Source organism: Luteibacter sahnii, assembly GCF_034063545.1.
GTDB lineage: Bacteria > Pseudomonadota > Gammaproteobacteria > Xanthomonadales > Rhodanobacteraceae > Luteibacter > Luteibacter sahnii.
On the sequence record NZ_JAQLOK010000009.1, the window covers coordinates 15,148 to 33,896 of the forward strand.

Genomic DNA, 18,749 nt, shown 5'->3' on the forward strand with positions numbered 1-18,749 from the left:
TTCCGTGATCGACCAAGGCCCTTCGGGGCCTTTCTCCGACCTCGCGACGTAAACGTTTACGCACCAGGACCACGTCATGCAAGCCAAGACCTCGAAGCGCCTTTCCCTCACCCTCGGCCTTCTTCTGTGCGCCACGCCCATCGCCCAGGCGCAGGATGCCGCTAAGGCGCCGCCCGTACCGAAGCCCGTGCACGGTGCGATCCACGACGTCAACGCCGTGCCGCCGATGGTTGCCGATCTGGAAAAGCGCACCTTCCAGTGGTTCTGGGACAGCGCCAATCCGCAGAACGGTCTGATTCCCGACCATTACCCGGGCGAGTCGTTTGCCTCGATCGCCTCGGTGGGTTTTGGCCTGACGGCCTACGGCGTCGGCGTGGAACGGGGCTGGATCACGCGCGAGCAGGCCGTCGACCGTACGCTGGCGACGCTGCGTTTCTTCAAGGACGCGCCGCAGGGCCCGGCCGAGGAAGGCCAGACCGGCTACCACGGTTTCTATTACCACTTCCTCGACATGAAGACCGGCGCGCGTTTCGCCAACTGGGTGGAAGTGTCGTCGGTGGATACCACGCTGCTGCTCGGCGGCGTGCTGTTCGCGCAGAGTTATTACGACCGCGACGACGCGAAGGAAAAGGAGATCCGCGACCTGGCCGACACGATCTATCGTCGCGTCGACTGGACCTGGCTGCAGGAGCGCCCGCCGCTCATCAGCATGGGCTGGACCCCGGGCGGCAAGGCCATCCCGCACGACTGGGAAGGCTATAACGAGGGCATGCTCGTCTACCTGCTCGCGCTGGGCTCGCCCACGCACCCGGTGGGCGACGACGCCTGGGCCGGCTGGACCAAAACCTACGACAAGACCTGGGGCGAATTCCACGGGCAGACGTTCCTGAACTTCGCACCGCTGTTCGGCCACCAGTACAGCCACACGTGGGTCGACTTCCGCGGTATCCGCGACGCCTGGAACAGCAAGCACGGCCTGGACTATTTCGAGAACAGCCGACGTGCCACTTATTCGCAGCAGGCGTACGGCGAGGCCAATCCCGGCGGCTGGAAAGGCTACGGCAAGAACATCTGGGGGCTCACCGCCAGCAACGGCCCCGGCGGCTTCGTGGTGAAGCAGGGCGACAAGGAGCTGACCTTCCATGGCTACACCGCGCGTGGCGCAGGCCTGGATTACGTCTCCGACGACGGCACCATCGTACCGACCGCCGCCGGCGGTTCCATCGCCTTCGCGCCGGAGATCGTCATTCCCGCCCTGGAAGAGATGAAGAAGAAGTACGGCCAGTACATCTACACCAAGTACGGCTTCGTCGATGCCTTTAACCCGAGCTTCGAGACGCGGGCCGACCTGCGTACCGGCCGGCTGATCCCCGGCTTCGGTTGGGCCGACAACGTGCACCTGGGCATCGACCAGGGACCGATCGTGCTGATGATCGAGAACTACCGGAGCAACTTCGTCTGGAACGTGATGAAGAAGAACCCGTACCTGCGCAAGGGCCTGGAGCGCGCCGGCTTCGCCGGCGGCTGGCTCGACAACGGCACGGCCGCCGACCTGTGGTGAAGCGCGTTTTCCGCGCCCCACGCCTCGGCCTCGCACTGGCTCTGGCCGGTGCCTCGCTGGCCGGCTGCGCCAGGCATGACGATGGCATGCGCACCCTGCAGTTCTGGACGATCGGCCGCGAAGGCGAGGCGGTGGCGAAACTGCTGCCCGACTTCGAACGCGAACATCCCGGCCTGCACGTGGAGATCCAGCAACTGCCGCTGACCGCGGCGCACCAGAAGCTGCTGACCGCCTACGCCGGGGATTCCACGCCCGACATCACCCAGCTCGGCAACACGTGGGTTCCCGAGATGGTGGCACTGGACGCGCTCGAGCCGCTCGATGCGCGCGTCGCCGCCTCGACCACGATCGATCCACGCGATTACTTCCCCGCCATCTGGTCGACCAACGTGATCGACGGCACGCTCTATGGCGTGCCCTGGTACGTCGACACGCGCCTGCTGTTCTACCGCAAGGACCTCCTGGCCAAGGCCGGCTACGACCATCCGCCGCGCGACTGGGCCCAATGGCAGGCGATGATGGCGAAGCTGGCCCAACCGGCCGGGCAGGCCTACGGTGTGCTGCTGCCGACCAACGAGTTCGAGCAGTTGCTCGCCCTGGCCCTGCAGCAGAACGATCCGCTGCTGCGCGATGGCGGGCGCTACGGCAATTTTCGCAGCCCGGGTTTCAAGAAGGCGCTCGCGTTCTACGTGTCGCTGTTCAAGAACCGCGAGGCCCCGATGATGACCAACGTCGGCATCGGCAACCCCTGGGCGGCGTTCGGTCAGGGGTTCTTCGCGTTCTACCTCTCCGGCCCGTGGAACATCGGCGAATTCCGCCAGCGGTTGCCCGCGTCGCAGCAGGGTGACTGGGGCACGACGCCGCTGCCGGGGCCGGACGGCCCCGGTGCCTCCAATGCCGGCGGCTCCAGCCTGGTGATTTTCCGACGCTCGCGGCACAAGGACGACGCCTGGGCGCTGATCGAGTTTCTCTCCCGTCCCGCGGTGCAGGCGCGTTTCTACGAGATCCTCGGCGACATGCCGCCGCGCCGCTCGTCGTGGGAGGCCCCCGCCCTGAAGAACGACGACAAGGCCGCGGCGTTCCGCGACCAGCTCGAACGCGTCAAGCCGACACCGCCGGTCGCGGAGTGGGAGCGCATCGTCACCGAGATGCAGCTCGTCGCCGCGCAGGCGGCCCATGGCGACCTCACCATCGACCAGGCCGCCGCGGAGATCGACCGGCGTGCCGACCGGCTGCTCGAAAAGCGCCGCTGGATGCTCGACCACGGCCACAAGAACACGCCATGAACACGACCCGCGCCGCCTGGCTCTTCATCACGCCCGCCCTGATCGTGCTCGGGCTGTTCTTCCTGCTGCCGGTCGTCGCGGCCCTGGTGCTCTCGCTTACCGACTACGACCTCTACGCGTTGGCGGACATCCGCAACCTGCGCTTCGTGGCGCTGGACAACTACTGGACCTTGCTGCATCGCCCCCTGTTCTGGTCGGCGCTGGGGCATACCCTGTATTTCGTGGTGGTGGGCGTGCCCTTGTCGCTGATGGCGTCGTTGGGGGCGGCGATGCTGCTGAACTCACCGCTGGCGCGCTTCAAGCCGTTCTTCCGCACCGCGCTGTTCGCGCCGGTCGTCACCACGGTGGTCGCGGTCGCGGTGATCTGGCGCTACCTGTTCAACACCAAGTACGGCCTGATCAACTACGCCTTCGACGCGATGGGCCTGCCCACCGTCGACTGGCTGGGCGATCCGCATTGGGCCATGCCGACCATCATCCTCTTCGCGGTGTGGAAGAACTTCGGTTACAACATGATCATCTTCATGGCGGGCCTGCAGGCCATCCCCGGCGATCTCTACGAGGCCGCGCGCATCGACGGCGCCTCGTCGTTCGCGCAGTTCCGCCACATCACGCTGCCGATGCTCAAGCCCACGATGCTGATGGTGAGCATCCTCACGGTATCGGGGTATTTCCAGCTGTTTGCCGAGCCCTACGTGATGACCGAAGGCGGCCCGCTGCAGAGCACGACCTCGGTGCTTTACCTGATGTACGAAGAAGGCTTCAAGTGGTGGAACCTCGGCTCGGCGTCGGCCGTGGCGTTCATCCTCTTCGTCATCATGTTCGCGGTGACGGCCACGATGCTTCGCCTGTCGAAGCGGGGAGAACCGGCATGAGTCCGCGCCTGGCAAAAGGCCTGATCAACGGGCTGCTCATCGGCGCGGCCGCCGTCGCGATCGCGCCGCTGCTCTACATGCTCTCGGTATCGTTCATGCCGCAGGGCCAGGCCAGCTCGCTGCCGCCGCCGGTGCTGCCCACCCATCCGACGCTGGACAACTACCGCCAGTTGTTCATGAACGCCGGCATGGGACGCTACCTCGTCAACAGCCTCGTGATCTCGACCTCGATCACGCTGGTTTCGCTGGCCTTCAACCTGATGGCGGGCTATGCCTTCGCGAAGCTGGCGTTCCGCGGGCGCCAGCGGCTGTTCCAGTTGCTGCTCGGCGCGCTGGTGATCCCTGCCCAGGTCGCCATGCTGCCGCTGTTCCTGCTGCTGAAGTACATGGGCCTGGTCAACACCTATGGCGCCGTGATCGTGCCGGCACTGGCCACCATCTTCGGCATCTTCCTCGTGCGCCAGTATGCGAGCGGCATCCCGAACGACCTGCTCGAGGCGGCGCGCATCGACGGCGCCGGTGAATTCCGGATCTTCGCCACCATCGTGATGCCGCTGCTGAAACCGATCATGGTGACGTTGGCGATATTCACTTTCCTCGCCGCGTGGAACGACTTCATGTGGCCGCTGATCGCGCTGACCGGGCAGGAGCACTACACGCTGCCCATCGCCCTGGCGTCGCTTTCGCGCGAACACGTGCAGGACAGCGAACTGATGATGGCCGGTTCGGTGGTCACCATCCTCCCGGTGCTGGTGCTGTTCCTGGCCTTGCAGCGCTATTACCTCGAAGGCCTGCTCCTGGGCAGCGTGAAGGGCTGAGCGATGAAAGCATGCCTTGTCCCGCTCGCCCTGCTGGCATCCGTCGCCACCGCGGCGGCCGACGCGCCACGCACGCTCGACCGGCTCGACGATGCCTCGCGCTGGACGGCCACCCATACCGACGACGTCACGGCGAGTCTTCGCCAGGGTGACGAGGGCGGCGTGTGCCTGGTGTTCGATTTCCACGGCGTGTCCGGCTCGGCGTCGATGCGCCGCACGCTACCGGTGGATTTTCCGCCGGGCTTCGCGTTGTCGTTCCGCGTGCGCGGACAGATGCCGGCCAACACGCTGCAGCTGAAATTCATCGACGACAGCGGCGACAACGTCTGGTGGTACCAGCAGGCGGCCTTCGTGCCGTCGCCGGCATGGACCCCGCGCCAGATCACCAGCCGCGAGGTCGGGTTCGCCTGGGGGCCGGTCGCCGACCGCACGTTGCGGCACACCCGCGACGTCGAGTTCATGATCTACAAGGAAGCCCAGCCCACCGGTAGCACGGACAAGGGCGAGGTCTGCTTCGATGACCTGCGCCTGGCCCCGCGCGCCCCCGAAGCCGTGCCCGCGCCGCCGCCGACGGCAAACGCGGTGTTCGAGTCACGCGCGAGCCAGGCGCGGCGCGGGCTGTATCCACGAGGTTTTTCCGGGGAGCAGTCGTACTGGACGCTCGTCGGTGTCGACGGCGGTGCGCGCGAGTCGGCGTTGATCTCCGAGGATGGCGCCGTCGAAGTAGCGCGCGGTGCGTTCTCGATCGAACCGTTCCTCATCGACGGCGGCCGGCTGCTGACCTGGGCCGATGTCACCACCACCCAGGCGCTGCGCGACGGCTACCTGCCGATGCCTTCGGTCTCCTGGAAGGCCGATGGCCTGACGCTCACCACCTCGGCGTTCGCGGAAGGGCATCCGGGCGATGCGTCGCTGGTGCTGTCGTACCGTGTCGGCAACGACGGCGACGCGGCGCGTGACGTCACGCTCGCACTGGCCGCGCGACCGTTCCAGGTCAACCCGCCGACCCAGTTCCTCAATGCCCCCGGCGGCATCGCCACCATCCACGATCTCGCCTGGAGCGGCCATACGCTCACCGTCGACGGCACGCGCAAGGTGGTGAGCCTGCAGGCGCCCTCGGGCTTCGTGGCCGTCGCCAACGGCCCGGTCACGCTCACCGAACGCCTCGATGCACGCGACACGGCGGCCACCCCGGCCACGCTGCACGATCCCTCCGGGTTCGCCCAGGGCGCCTTGCTTTACACCCTGCATGTGCCGGCGCACGGCCACGTCGACCTCGGCCTGGTCATCCCGTCGCGCGCCGATGCCACGCTGACCCCGCCGACGGACGTGGCCGCCTGGCTCGACCGGCACGCCGACGCCGTGGCGGCACAGTGGCGCGACCAGCTCGACCGGGTATCCGTACACGTGCCCGCGCAGGCACAGGCCATCGTCGACACGATGAAGAGCGGTATGGCGCAGATCCTCATGTCGCGCGATGGCCCTGCGTTGCAGCCGGGCACGCGATCCTATTCGCGCACGTGGGTGCGCGATGGCGCGATGATGCTCGAAGGCCTGCTGCGCACCGGCCACGAGGACGTGGCGCGCGACTTCATCCGCTGGTACGCGCCCCACCAGTTCTCGAACGGCAAGGTGCCATGCTGCGTGGACGCGCGCGGCGCCGACCCGGTGCCGGAGAACGACAGCCATGGCGAGCTGGTCTTCGCCGTCGCCGAACTGTGGCGTTACACGCATGATCGCCCGACCGTCGACGCGCTGTATCCCCACGTGCGCAAGGCCATCGCGTACATGGATACGCTGCGTGCGTCGGAGCGCCAGCCGGCGCCGCTCTACGGCCTGATGCCGGCGTCGATCAGCCACGAGGGCTACTCGGCCAAACCGATGCATTCGTATTGGGACGACTTCTGGGCGTTGAAGGGCTACGACGACGCGACCGACCTCGCGAACGCACTCGGTCACGCCGACGATGCCAGAGCGTTCGCCGCATCCCGTGACGCCTTCCGTACGGACCTGCACGCGTCCATCCTCGCGGCGGTGAAGGCCAAGGGCATCGACTTCATCCCCGGTGCCGCCGAACTGGGCGACTTCGACGCGACCTCCACGACCATCGCGTTGTCGCCCGGGGGCGAGCAGTCGCGCCTACCCAAGGCGCTGGTGGACCGCACGTTCGAACGATACTGGGAGGATTTCGTGGCGCGGCGCGATGGACGGCGTGCGTGGGACGACTACACCCCGTACGAATTGCGCACCGTCGCCACCTTCGTGCGCCTGGGATGGCGCGACCGGGTGTCGGCCCTGCTCGGGTTCTTCTTCGCCGACCGGCGCCCGGCCGCGTGGAACCAGTGGGCCGAAGTGGTAGGCAAGGACCCCCGCAAACCGCGTTTCGTCGGCGACATGCCCCATGCGTGGATCGCCTCGGACTACGTGCGCTCGGCCCTGGACCTGTTTGCCTACGAGCGGGCCGCGGACCACGCCATGGTGCTCGCGGCCGGCGTGCCGTCGACGTGGCTCGATGGCGAGGGCATCGCGATGCGCGACCTGCGTACGCCGTACGGGCGGCTGGGTTACACGCTCAAGGCCCACGACGGGGTCGTGCGGTTGACGGTCACCCAGCCCGTCGACGCACCCGGCGGCCTCGTGCTCTCGTTGCCGTCGGGCGAGGTGACGCTGGCCAGGGGCCAGACGGTGCTGGAACACGCGCTGTAGGAGCCCGTCCCGCGGACGACGGCGCGCCCTGCGGTACGGAGATCAATGCGTGGCGACGCGGGTACGCAGCAGCGCATCCACCGATTGCTGCCATTCGGGCGAGCCGGCCTCGGCCTGCGGCGCCTCCTGGCCGAGTTTGCGATTGACCGCGGCATCCCATTCAGGGGTTTCCGGCTTGGGCCCGTGGCCGTCATCGCTGATCGCCAGGGTCTTGTCCACCCACGCATACCAGTCGGCCGAGCCGAGCGCAGGGTTGGCCGGCGCGGACTTGCCCGGGGCAGGCGACGCGGCAGTGCTGGCCGCCGACGGCGCCGTGGCGGTCGGTTCGGCCGGGGAACAGGCCGCGATGATGAGCGCGGCGGTCAACGGAACGACGGTGAAGAGAAAACGCATGGGCAGTGACATCCTCGCGACTGCGTATGCACACCATGCTAAGCACCGGAAACCGTCCGGCAGCTAAACAAGGGCGGCCGGAACAAGGGCTTCGTTCAGCTTCGGGCGGCGACTTCGTCGATGTGGCGAAGCAGGTCCGCCGGGTCGTCGAAGACGCGGTAGGCGCCGGCCCGTTCCAGTTCGTTGGCGCCGTAGCCGCCCGAGAGCAACCCGATGCCCAGCGCCCGGGCGCGTTGGGCGGCTAGCATGTCCCAGATGGCATCGCCGATGACCATCGCGTCGCGGATGTCGGTACCCAAGCGCTCGGCCGCCGTCACGAAGAGGTCGGGATCGGGTTTGGCGTGGCGCACCTGGTCGCGGGTCACCACCGGCACCCGCGCTGGATCGACGCCCAGCGCGGCCAGGTTGTGCGCTGCGGTTTCCATGCGTCCGCTGGTGGCGATGGCCCACGGGATGTCAGCGTCGGTGAGCCACGCCAGCAAGGCCACGGCGCCGGGCAGGGGCCTGACGCCGCCTTCCTGGGCCAGGCGACCGTAGGCCTGGGCGTGGTTGTGGCGCAGCCGTTCGATCCGGTCCGGGGTAATCGCCGTGCCGGTCTCCCGCAGCAGGATGTCGGTGAACAGGCCGCCGCTCATCCCGATCTTGCGGTGGATACGCCACACGGACAGATCGATGCCTTCCGCGTCGAGGGCTTCCTTCCAGGCGAGCACATGCTGGTAGACGCTGTCGACGAGGGTGCCGTCGAGGTCGAAGAGAAACGCGTGTTTTTGTCGGGACATGGGCCCAAGCCTATGACGGTGCGTGTGACAGCCTCAAGAAACGCACTGGACGGTCAGAACTTCCCGGCACGGAAGTCGGCGATGGCTTCGTGGATCTGCGCCGGGGTGTTCATCACGAACGGACCGTACCGGGCCACCGGCTCGCCCAGGGGCCGGCCTGCGACCACGATCAGGCGGGTGGCCGCGTCACCTGCGCGCAACGACACCGTATCGCCTGCGCGCGAAAACTCGCCCAGGTCGCCGCGGCCCAGCGCCTGTCCCGCGACATGCACGGGTGCGCCGTCGAACACGTAGGCGAAGCCCGCATGCCCGACCGGCAAGGGCAGGTCGAAGGTGGCGTGCGGCGCCAGCGAGAGGTCGAGGTAGAGCGGGGCGGTGGCGATGCCGGCCACGGGGCCGGTGACGCCGGCCAGCTCACCGGCGATGACCCTCGCCGTCACGCCGGGGGCGGGCGCGACCTCGGGAATCTCGCTGGCGGGGATGTCCTGGTAGCGGGGCTCGGCCATCTTGTTATCGGCCGGCAGGTTGACCCATAGCTGGAAGCCCCACATCAGGCCTTCTTCCTGCTGCGGCATCTCCGAGTGCAGCAGGCCGCGACCGGCCGTCATCCACTGCACGCTGCCGGGGCCGAGGTCGCCCTGGTTGCCGTGGTTGTCCTGGTGCCGCATGCGACCGGCGAGCATGTAGGTCACGGTCTCGAAGCCGCGATGGGGGTGCTCGGGAAAACCCTCGATGTAGTCGCTTGCCTGGTCGCTGCGGAACTCGTCGAGCATGAGGAAGGGGTCAAGCATGTCCAGGGCCGGCTGGCCGATCACACGTTTGAGCTTCACACCCGCCCCGTCGGCGGTGTCGATGCCACGGACGCGGCGCAGGAGATGGCGTTGGGTCATGGGAGGCTCCGGAGGATGCATGTCTGCCCCCACGATGCGCCCGGCGGACGCCGGTGCCAAGGCGCGCATGGCGAACGATCCGTTTCGCCCGGGCGGCCGATGGCGGATCGTCAGTGGACCCAGTGACCCGAGCGCTGGCGTGGCGGATGGTCGTCGCCGCCACCGTCGCGCGGACGGACCATGGCCTTGAGTTCGTCCTCGGTGGGGGGCTTGGCCTCCCAGTATTCGGCCACGGCGCTGAGCACCTCGGGCAGCTGGCCGAGACATTCGTCGTATTCTTCGTCGCTGAGCTTTTCGAACTCGGCGTCTGCCTGCAGCACGCCCTCGTCGACCGCGAGCGCCATGACCGGCCCCAGCAGTTGCATGAGGTCGGGATCTTCCGCCAGACGGGATTCCCAAAGGGCCGCGCGCATGTCGATGCCGCGGCTGAAGCCTTCGCACCAGCCGCCCGCCGACAGCAGGGGGCCTTCGTCGGTATCGATCTCGCCCAGGATCGGCTCATAGGCCTCGACGTCGAGTTCGGCGCTGACCGAATCGTTGAGCTTGGCCAGCAGCGCCAGCACACGGTTGCCTTCGCCTTCGTCCTCGAAGGCATCGTGCAGCACCTCGTGCAACCACTCTTCGGGCTTGATCTGGAGCGGACCCACGGCGATGGCCGACAGCAGGCCGTGCACGCCGTCGAGCATGAGGTCGCCCTCGTTGCCGTGCTTGCGCAGGTAGGTGTCCAGTTCGCGCAGCTCCTCGTCGTCGAGGGAGCTCGGCCATTCGGATTTGGGAGTGTTCAAAGCGTGAGCTCCAGCGCGACGGGCGCGTGGTCGGACGGTTGTTCCCACCGGCGGGGCGCCTTGTCGATGATCGACGACGTCGCCGCCGATTTGAGCGCATCGCTGATCAAGATGAGGTCGATCCGCAGCCCCATGTTGCGGCGGAACGCGGCCTGGCGGTAGTCCCACCAGCTGAAATGGCCCGCCTCGTCGTTGAACAGGCGGAAGCTGTCGTGCAGCCCGGCGTCGAGCAGCGCCTGGAGCGCCTCGCGCTCGGGCGGCGAGCAGAAGATGTCCTCGCCCCAGGCGACGGCGTCGTACACGTCGCGGTCGTCGCGGCAGATATTGAAATCGCCCAGCACCACCAGGCGGGGGTGCCTGGCGATTTCCGCCGCCACGAAGTCGCGCACCATCGAGAGCCAGTGGAGCTTGTAGTCGTATTTCTCGTCGCCCAACGCCTTGCCATTGACCACGTAGAGGTCGATGACGCGGATGTCGCCCACCGTGGCGGCGAGGATGCGTCGTTGCGGATCGTCCAGGCCCGGGATGTCGGTGACGACGTCGCGCGGTTCGTCCTTCGCCAGGATAGCCACGCCGTTGTAGGTTTTCTGGCCCGAGTAGACAGCCCGGTAGCCCATCGCCGCGATCTCGTCCACGGGGAACTTGTCGTCGGTGAGCTTGGTTTCCTGCAGGGCGACGATGTCCGGCTGCGCCTCGGCCAGCCACTGCTGGAGATGGGGCAGGCGCACCTTGAGCGAGTTGACGTTCCACGAAGCGATCTTCATCGCCCCATTGTAAAGGATGCCCCGGGCAATTCCCGACCCGGGGCATGCGCCTGGCGCGATCAGGCCAGGCCGTAGCTGCGCAGCAGGGCCGCCGGCTCGGGCTCGCGCCCCCGGAAGGCGATGAACGACGCCAGCGCGGGGCGCGTGGCGCCCATCGCCAACACCTCGCGACGGAAACGCTCGCCGGTGGCACGATCGAGCACGCCGGCTTCTTCGAACGGCTCGAACGCATCGGCGGAGAGCACCTCGGCCCACAGGTAGCTGTAATACCCCGCCGCGTAGCCGCCCGCGAAGATGTGGCTGAACGCATGGGGGAAGCGCTGCCAGGCCGGCGGATGCAGCACCGACACCTCGTGGCGCACCGATTCGAGCACGTCCATCGGGCGGGCGCCCGCGGCAGGGTCGTATTCCAGGTGCAGCCGGAAGTCGAACAGGGCGAACTCCAGCTGGCGCACGAGGAACAGGCCCGCATGGAAATGCCGCGCCTTCAGCATCTTCTCGTAGAGTTCGTCCGGCAGCGTCTCGCCGGTCTGGTAGTGCGTCGCGAACAGCCTGAGCACGTCGCGATCCCAGGCGAAGTTCTCCATGAACTGGCTGGGCAGCTCGACCGCGTCCCACTCCACACCCTCGATGCCCCCCACCGAGGGGATATCCACCTCGGTCAGCATGTGGTGCAGGCCATGGCCGAATTCGTGGAACAGGGTCAGCACGTCGTCGTGGGTGAGCAGGGCCGGCGCGCCATCGGTGGGCGGCGGGAAGTTGCAGGTGAGGAAGGCCACCGGCAACTGCACATGGTCGCCATCGCGGAACCGGTGCTCGCACACGTCCATCCAGGCACCGCCGCGCTTGCCCGAACGGGCGTAGAGGTCGACGTAGGCGCCCGCGAAGACGCTGCCGTCGGCATCGGCCAGGTCGTAATAGCGGACGTCCTTGTGCCAGGTATCCACGTCGCCGCGAGGCCGGAAGGTCACGCCGTAGAGCCGTTCGACCACCGCGAACAGGCCATCGACCACCTGCTGGGCCGGAAAGTAGGGCTTGAGCTGCTCCTCGTCGAGCGCATAGCGCTGCTGGCGCAGGCGCTCGGCGGCGAAGCCGACGTCCCAGGGCTCCAGCGTGTCCAGGCCCAACTCGTCGGCGGCGAACCGGCGCAGTTCGGCTAGGTCGTCTTTCGCCCGCGGCCGCGCGCGGGCGGCCAGATCGCGCAGAAACGCGAGAACGACCTCAGGCGAGGTCGCCATCTTGGTCGCCAGCGACTCCTCGGCGGCGTTGGCGAAACCGAGCAGCTGCGCAGCTTCGTGGCGCAGGGCCATGATCCGCTCGATGCGCCCGGAATTGTCGAACTTGCCCTTGTTGGGCCCCTGGTCGGAGGCGCGGGTCTGGTAGGCGTAGTAGACGTCGAAGCGCAGGTCGCGGTTTTCGGCATAGGTCAGCACGGCCTGCACGCTGGGCTGCTTGAGCGTGACGAGATAGCCGTCCAGCCGCGCTTCGCGCGCGTATTCGCGCAGCACCGCGCGGCCGGACGCGGGGATGCCGGCAAGGTCGCGCTCGTCGGTGATGTGCTTGTGCCAGGCCTCGGTGGCGTCGAGCACCGCGTTGGAGAACTCGGTGGTGAGCCGGGACAGCTCCACGCCGATCTCGCGGAAACGCGAGCGCGCGGGTTCTTCAAGGGCCACGCCCGAAAGGCGGAAATCCTGCAACGCGTGTTCCACCGCGGCGCGCGCCGCCACCGGCAGCGTGGCGAAATCGCCGCGATCGGCCACCGCCTGGGTGGCCGCGTAGAGCGCCCGGTTCTGGCCGATCTCGATGCCGTGGTCGGTGAGTTTTTCCTCCGCCGCCCCATGCGCCTTGCGCAGCGCCTCCGAATCGGCCACCGAATGCAGGTGGCTGACCGGCGCCCACGCCCGCGAGAGGGTCTGGTCGAGGCGCTCCTGGGCGAGGATCACGTGCGCGAAGTCGCGCTCGGCGCCTTCAGCCGTGATCGCGTCGATGCCGGCGCGCTGCGCGGCGATGAGCCGGTCCACGGCCGGCTCGACGTGCTCGGGGCGAATGGCCGAGAAGGCCGGCAAGTCGCCGCTGGGGTCGAGCAGGGGGTTGGTGCTGGTGTCCATGGGATCTCCTTTGCGTACCCAGCGTGGCGTTGCCCGGCGGGCAAATCAAGCGGGGCCGTGGACGACGGGCGCGTTCGCGCGCGGGTTGCGCGGCTACGGCTGGAGATAGTCGTCTTTCAGGCGCACGTAGTTGGCGGCGGAGTAGTAGAGCTGCTCGACCTGCCGGTCGCTGAGCACCCGTACCATGCGGGCGGGGTTGCCCACCCACAGTTCACGCTCGCCCACGGTCTTGCCCGGGGGCACGAGGGCGCCGGCGGCGACGAACGCGTGTTTCTTCACCACCGCCCCATCAAGCACGGTGGCGTGCATGCCGATCAGGCAGGCATCCTCGATGGTGCAGGCGTGGATCACCGCGCCATGCCCGATGGTGACGTCCTCCCCGACGATCGTCGGGAAGCCGCCGGGCGAATACGGGCCGTCGTGCGTGACGTGCACGATGGCCCCGTCCTGGAGGTTGCTCCGCGCCCCGATGCGGATGTGGTGCACATCGCCACGCGCCACGGCGCCCGGCCAGATCGACACGTCGTCGGCCAGTTCGACGTCCCCGATGACGGTACCGGCCGGATCGACATACACGCGGGCACCAAGGCGGGGCGAGATGCCCCTGAACGGACGAATAGGCATGGGGGCGTGAACCGTGAAGGGTGAACAGTGAACCGCAAGGATACCCTCACGTCGGACCGTTTCCTCTTCACGGTTCATGCGTCGCGCGCTACATCCACTTGCCGCCCGTGATGCGGCCGTCGGCGTCCACGTCCGCGAAATAGCGGCTGTGGTTCATGCGCATCTCGCGGGTGGCCATCGTGCCGGGGAGCACGAGCACGACGTCCGGATAGGCGGCGTGGAACTGCGCCGGGGTGGGTCGCGTGGCGATGAAGGCGTCGAATGCCTTCAGGTCGGTGACGAAGCCCGCCACCGGCCGCGGCACGGTGGTCGGGGCGGTCTGGCAGGCCACGAGCGCGGCGCCGCCGAGGGCGGCGACGAAGAAAAGGGCGCCGAATCGATACATGGGGGAGGCTCCTTGCCTTGGGGGAGCCTCATTATCCCTTTTTCCGCGCCGGTGGTCCCATCAGCCCCCACGGCGGCGCATGGCCTCGGCCCTGGCCTCGTCTTCGGCCGTCACCACCTGCTGCTGGGCATCGAGCTTGGCGCCGAGAATGATCAGCGTGTAATTGGTGGGATCGAAGTCGCGCAGCAAGGCGATTTCGCGGCGCGCCTCGTCTAGCTCGCGGCGATTGATCTGCTGCTCGATCTCCTGTGAGGCGAACGGCAGCGTCTCGCGCAGGGCATCCTGCGCCGTCGCGTTGGCACGGTCCAGCTGAAGCACGCTCAGGTAGTACTCATAGGCGTTGTTGCCCTGGGGCGCCACGAGCCGACCGTCACGGGTGGCGTCGCGCGCGAGACCGAGCAGTATATCCACCTCGCCCGAGTGGGCGGACGCGTTGCCCGCGTCGGTCGGCGTGCCGGTCGCCGGCGTGGCGATCGATGCGTGCGGTGTGTGGGTGAGGAGCGTGGCGGCCAGCGATGCCACGACGAGGATGCCGGCGACGCCAGCGAAGACCGTGCGACGGGGCATCGCGACGGAAGCGTTGGGGAACATGGGACGGACTCTCGTGGGGTATCCGCGACCAGGCCATCCCCCTGTCGGACGGCCCCGGCGGACGCGCCACGGTATCGTCGGATTGTTGCAGGCCGACGACCGGATGGTGGCATCGGCCGGACCGCGAGCGCGCGACCGGCCGACGCACGGTGCATCAGAACTTCGCGTTGAGGCTCACGAAGTACTGGCGCGGCGCACCCGCCATGAGCGTCTGGTTGTAGCCGTTCGGATCGTAAGCGACGTAGCCATTGGTGCCGGTGCTGCCGAAGTAGCGCTTGTCGAACAGGTTGGTGGCGTTCAGGCCCAGGCTGAGTTCGTCCAGGCCCGCCATCGCACCGAAGTCGTACGACACACCCGCGTTGACCACCCAGTACGACGGCACCGACGAATCGTTGGTGTAGGTGATGTAGCGCCGACCGGTGTACTTGCCTTCGATGTTCGCGCGCCAGCCCTGCATCTCATAGCTGACCGACGTGGAGAACATGGTCTTGGGCACGCCCACGACGTACTTGTCGGCGGTCGGCACCGTGCCCGAGTTCTGGTAGTCGTCCTGGTAGGTCGAGTGGTTGTACGAGAACGAGTTGAGCCACGACAGCCCCTGCACCGGCTTCCACAGGAACGCCAGGTCGGCGCCACGGCTGACCACGTCGCCGACGTTGTTGAGCGACGAGGCGCAGGTCACCACGGCCGGGCACGGCGTGGTGACGAGCAGGCGGTTGGCGAAACGGGTGTAGAACACGCCCGCCGATGCCTCGAACGTTTCGCCGTGCGCGCGGTAGCCGAACTGCCAGGTCTGCGATTCTTCCGGCTTCAGACGGCTCTTGGCCGCGTCGAACGATTGCTGCGAGGTGCTGAACGGCGTAATGCCGTAGGCACGGATGTTCTTTGCGTACGACGCGTAGACGTCCTGGTTGGCGTCAAGCTTGTAGTCGACGCCCACCTGCGGCAGGAAACCCTTGCTCGCACGCATGCTGCCCTGGGCGAACGCCGTCGTCGGCACCAGCGACGTGGCGTCGGTAGTCACGTGCAGCGACTTGGCGCCGACGTTGACGGTGAGCGCGTCGTCGAGCAGGTGCAGCGTATCCTCGGCGTACGCCATGCGCGTCTTGGTCTCGTAGTGCTGCAGGAACGCGCGCAGGAACGGCGTCTGGTCGTTGTAGACCACGTACAGCGCGGTGTACGGGCCACCCAGCTGGAAGTAGTTGCGCTCCTGGTTGGTGTTGGCTTCTTCGCCCCACACGCCCAGTTCGATGTCGTTGTTGCCCACGTTGAACTTCAGCGACGAGGTCAGGCCATAGCGATCCAGGCCGTAATCGGTGGTGCGCATCGCGATGGGCACCGTCGGCGACGAGGCCTGGTACGGCGTGGCCCACTGACCCTCACCGCGGTCGGCGTGGTAATAGCCGGTGGCGTCGAGCGTGACCCCTTCGGCGAGATTGAACGAACCCGACAGGCCGGCGAGGCTGTCGCGACGGATGCCGCCGCCGGCGTAATACGTGGCGTCGCCCTTGTCGTAGTCGGCCGGCAGGCCATTGAGCACGGCCGGGTAGGCGCCGTTGCCGTTCAGCGCGTTCGCCATCTGCACGGCCGTGTTCCAGTCCGGCTGCAGGTAGTCCCAGTTCCAGCCCAGCGCGCGCTGGCTGGTGAGGGACAGGTCCATGTAGTCGTATTCCTTGCGCTTGCTGCTGTCGGCGAACAGGCTCACGCGGTTGCCGTCGCCCCACTGGTAGACAGCCTTCAGGTTGGCCTGGTTGCTCTTCTGGTCGCCGAAGCCCTTCCACTTGTCCGTGTCGGCGTTGGCGAACGACAGGTACATCGAGAAGCCGTGGTAGTCGCCCGAGTCGATGCGGGCGAAGGTGCGGTGGGTGGAATCCGAACCGATCACCTGGCTCACGCGCGCGCCCGCCTTCATCTCCGGATCGGCGGAGTAGAACTGCACCGTGCCGCCGAGGTTGGTGTTCGAGGCCGTGCCCAGCGCACCGGCGCCCTGCGCCAGCTCGACCGTGGCAAGGTTTTCGGCGGTGATCGCGCGGGTGATCTGCAGGCCGTCGGTGACGCCGTAGCCCATCGTGCCCAGCGGGATGCCGTCGAGCGTGAAGCCCAGGCGCGACTGGTCAAAGCCGTGCAGGGTGATCTGCGTCGACCACTCGTAGGCGCCCCACGGATCGGCCGCCTGGAACTGCACGCCGGGCAGTTTGTCCAGCGCCTTCAGCGGGCTGGAACCCGGCGGCTGCTGGCGCACGATTTCGTCGACGCCGATGCTCTGAATCTGGCGCGTTTCGCCCGGTGCGATCACCGACACCGCTTCGAGCTGCTTGGCGTCGCGGGTATCGGTCGGGGCGGCGGCATTGGCCGGGGTGGCGCTGGCCGTGTCGTTGTCGCCGGCGTGGGCGAGGCCTGCGTAGAGGGAAAGTGCCAGGGCGCTGGCGAGGGCGGTGCGGGCGAGCGACATCGGGTGGACCTTGCGCGGATAGTGATCGACGCAGGCTCGCGATTCCTCGTGTAACCGCGCTTACCGGGACATGACATATGTCTTACCTGCGTGACGATCGCACGCCTTCGTGACATCTGTCCGTCATGGGCAAGTTATTTCGATGCGTCGTGCGCCGCGTCCGGCGGCGGCGGCATCGGACTGAACGCCACCGGGATATATGCGTAGCCGGAGGCCGGCGCACCGTTCTTCATGGGCGGTTTGAAGTGCCGCTGGCGGATGACGTCCAGCGCTTTGTCGTCCAGGTCGGGGCGACCCGACGACCGCGCGAGGCTGACCTCGCGCACCCCACCGTCGGTGCCGATCAGCGCCTTGACGATCACCGTGCCCTTGGGCAGGTTCGCGTAGGCCGCAGGCCAGTCCTTGGGGTCTTCGGAGGCGGCGAGCGCCAGCGACGACAGCCCCAACATGACGAGTGCGACCAGGGTAGTCCTTCGGATCATTGGCATGACGCGTGCGCTCCCTAGGGCGCGATCGTTTTGAGAGCCCGTGCGGGGCACCGGCGATTCAACCGGCCGTCGCTTTCTCCAGCCTTGCGAGCCAGGCCAGCGCGTGCACCCGGTCGTCACCGCACATCGCTGACTCGGGTCGCAGGCCCGCGCACACCTTCGGTCGTTCGGGGCGGCCGAAGATCGCGCACCGGTGGTCGGCGGTGAGCTGCACGCAACGCACGCCCGCCGGCTTGCCGTGCGGCATGCCGGGGATGGACGAGCTGATCGAGGGCGCGATGCAGCACGCGCCACAACCGGGACGGCAGGCGAGCGCCATCAGACGCGCTGGCGCAGCTCGCGGTAGACCGGATCGGTATCCGGACGCTGGCCGTGCCAGCGCTCGAAGGCGTCTGCGGCCTGCTCCACCAGCATGCCCAGGCCGTCGCGGAACCAGTCGGGCCGAACGCCGGCGGCGAGCGACCATCCCTTGAAGGCCGCGGCGGCGGCACCGTAGCTGAGGTCGTAGCAGGTGGAGTGATCCTTGAGGATCGAGGTGGGCAGGTCGAAGCTGCCGCCTGCGACGCCGATGGCGGTGGCGTTGACCACGAGGTTGAACGACTCCCCGTCGAGGCCGTCCCAGTAGCGGGTGTAGCAGCGGCCCGGTTCACCGATGGCGTCGGCGATCTCGTCGGCACGCTCGGGCGTGCGGTTGACGATGGTGAGCGTCTGCACGCCCGCGTCCATCAGGGCCCAGGCCACGGCGCGGGCCGCGCCGCCGGCGCCGAGCAGAAGGGCGTCGTGGCCGCGCAGGTCGAAGCCATGGCGTTCGGTGATGTCGCGCACGAAGCCGCTGCCGTCGGTGTTGTGGGCCTCGATGCCGCCGTCGTCACGCCGGGTAAGCGTGTTCGCCGCGCCGACCCGCGTAGCGGCCTCGGTGCGGACGTCGGCCAGCGCGAGCGCGACCGTCTTGTGCGGCAGGGTGACGTTGGCGCCGTGGCCGCCTTCGGCGAAGAAGGTCCGCACGGCGTCGTTGAACGCGCCGGGTGCCACGTCGAGGGCCCGGTAATCGAGGGCGATGCCGAGCTGCGCCGCGAACGCCGCGTGGATGTCGGGGGACAACGAGTGCGCGATCGGATGACCGAACACGGCGTAACGGTGCGCTTCGGCGCTCATGGAGGCTCCTTGGATGGACGATACGGACCGGGCGTCCGGCCGCGCCATTCTACCCAGCCGGTCGCGGTCCGTGAGACCGGCGCCGCCTA

At 67.9% G+C, this 18,749-nt stretch carries 17 protein-coding genes and 1 pseudogene; 5 read left to right on the forward strand and 13 right to left on the reverse strand.

The features are described from left to right. Positions 1-76 precede the first annotated feature (76 nt). The 5 genes and pseudogenes from PI246_RS16710 to PI246_RS16730 all read left to right on the forward strand — a co-directional run. Positions 77-1,561, forward strand: a complete 1,485-nt coding sequence (locus tag PI246_RS16710) for a glucoamylase family protein (RefSeq protein WP_320552459.1) — start codon at positions 77-79, stop codon at positions 1,559-1,561. Beyond that, a complete protein-coding gene (locus PI246_RS16715; protein ID WP_407069830.1) occupies positions 1,558-2,847 on the forward strand; it encodes a sugar ABC transporter substrate-binding protein in 1,290 nt (429 codons plus the stop codon). Before PI246_RS16710 ends, PI246_RS16715 begins: the two co-directional genes overlap by 4 nt. Next, the gene (locus PI246_RS16720) at positions 2,844-3,722 is read left to right on the forward strand and encodes a carbohydrate ABC transporter permease (RefSeq protein ID WP_320552460.1); all 879 of its coding nucleotides are present in this window, start codon (positions 2,844-2,846) and stop codon (positions 3,720-3,722) included. Before PI246_RS16715 ends, PI246_RS16720 begins: the two co-directional genes overlap by 4 nt. Next, entirely contained in the window at positions 3,719-4,540 is an 822-nt protein-coding gene (locus tag PI246_RS16725) for a carbohydrate ABC transporter permease (RefSeq protein WP_320552461.1), read from the forward strand. Before PI246_RS16720 ends, PI246_RS16725 begins: the two co-directional genes overlap by 4 nt. Positions 4,541-4,543: 3 nt before the next feature. Further along, positions 4,544-6,925, forward strand: a pseudogene (locus PI246_RS16730) (discoidin domain-containing protein); the annotation flags it as partial. A 363-nt stretch (positions 6,926-7,288) separates the two neighbouring features. On the opposite strand, the gene PI246_RS16735 reads toward PI246_RS16730, so the two are convergent. The 13 genes from PI246_RS16735 to aroE form a co-directional block, all read right to left on the reverse strand. After that, complete coding sequence (locus PI246_RS16735) at positions 7,289-7,639, reverse strand: hypothetical protein (protein ID WP_320552463.1); 351 nt, start codon at positions 7,637-7,639, stop codon at positions 7,289-7,291. 95 nt (positions 7,640-7,734) lie between these two features. Continuing rightward, on the reverse strand, positions 7,735-8,418 hold the full coding sequence (locus PI246_RS16740) for an HAD family hydrolase (protein ID WP_320552464.1): 684 nt from the start codon (positions 8,416-8,418) through the stop codon (positions 7,735-7,737). Between the two features lie 53 nt (positions 8,419-8,471). Further along, positions 8,472-9,308 (reverse strand): pirin family protein, encoded by an 837-nt coding sequence (locus PI246_RS16745; RefSeq protein ID WP_320552465.1) that lies wholly within the window; start codon positions 9,306-9,308, stop codon positions 8,472-8,474. Between the two features lie 110 nt (positions 9,309-9,418). After that, complete coding sequence (locus PI246_RS16750; RefSeq protein WP_320552466.1) at positions 9,419-10,093, reverse strand: YecA/YgfB family protein; 675 nt, start codon at positions 10,091-10,093, stop codon at positions 9,419-9,421. Next, entirely contained in the window at positions 10,090-10,857 is a 768-nt protein-coding gene (gene xth / locus PI246_RS16755; RefSeq protein ID WP_320552467.1) for an exodeoxyribonuclease III, read from the reverse strand. The genes PI246_RS16750 and xth overlap by 4 nt, the downstream gene beginning before the upstream one ends. 59 nt (positions 10,858-10,916) lie before the next feature. Next, positions 10,917-12,965 (reverse strand): M3 family metallopeptidase, encoded by a 2,049-nt coding sequence (locus PI246_RS16760; protein WP_320552468.1) that lies wholly within the window; start codon positions 12,963-12,965, stop codon positions 10,917-10,919. 93 nt (positions 12,966-13,058) lie between these two features. Further along, a complete protein-coding gene (locus tag PI246_RS16765; protein ID WP_320552469.1) occupies positions 13,059-13,589 on the reverse strand; it encodes a gamma carbonic anhydrase family protein in 531 nt (176 codons plus the stop codon). An 88-nt stretch (positions 13,590-13,677) separates the two neighbouring features. Next, complete coding sequence (locus PI246_RS16770) at positions 13,678-13,974, reverse strand: hypothetical protein (protein ID WP_320552470.1); 297 nt, start codon at positions 13,972-13,974, stop codon at positions 13,678-13,680. A 60-nt stretch (positions 13,975-14,034) separates the two neighbouring features. Then, complete coding sequence (locus PI246_RS16775; protein ID WP_320552471.1) at positions 14,035-14,565, reverse strand: energy transducer TonB; 531 nt, start codon at positions 14,563-14,565, stop codon at positions 14,035-14,037. Between the two features lie 154 nt (positions 14,566-14,719). Next, positions 14,720-17,017, reverse strand: a complete 2,298-nt coding sequence (locus tag PI246_RS16780) for a TonB-dependent receptor (protein ID WP_320552472.1) — start codon at positions 17,015-17,017, stop codon at positions 14,720-14,722. 134 nt (positions 17,018-17,151) lie between these two features. Beyond that, a complete protein-coding gene (locus PI246_RS16785) occupies positions 17,152-17,505 on the reverse strand; it encodes an energy transducer TonB (RefSeq protein ID WP_320552473.1) in 354 nt (117 codons plus the stop codon). A 58-nt stretch (positions 17,506-17,563) separates the two neighbouring features. Further along, entirely contained in the window at positions 17,564-17,824 is a 261-nt protein-coding gene (locus tag PI246_RS16790; protein WP_320552474.1) for a YkgJ family cysteine cluster protein, read from the reverse strand. Then, on the reverse strand, positions 17,824-18,660 hold the full coding sequence (aroE, locus tag PI246_RS16795; protein WP_320552475.1) for a shikimate dehydrogenase: 837 nt from the start codon (positions 18,658-18,660) through the stop codon (positions 17,824-17,826). The genes PI246_RS16790 and aroE overlap by 1 nt, the downstream gene beginning before the upstream one ends. Between the last annotated feature and the right edge of the window lie 89 nt (positions 18,661-18,749).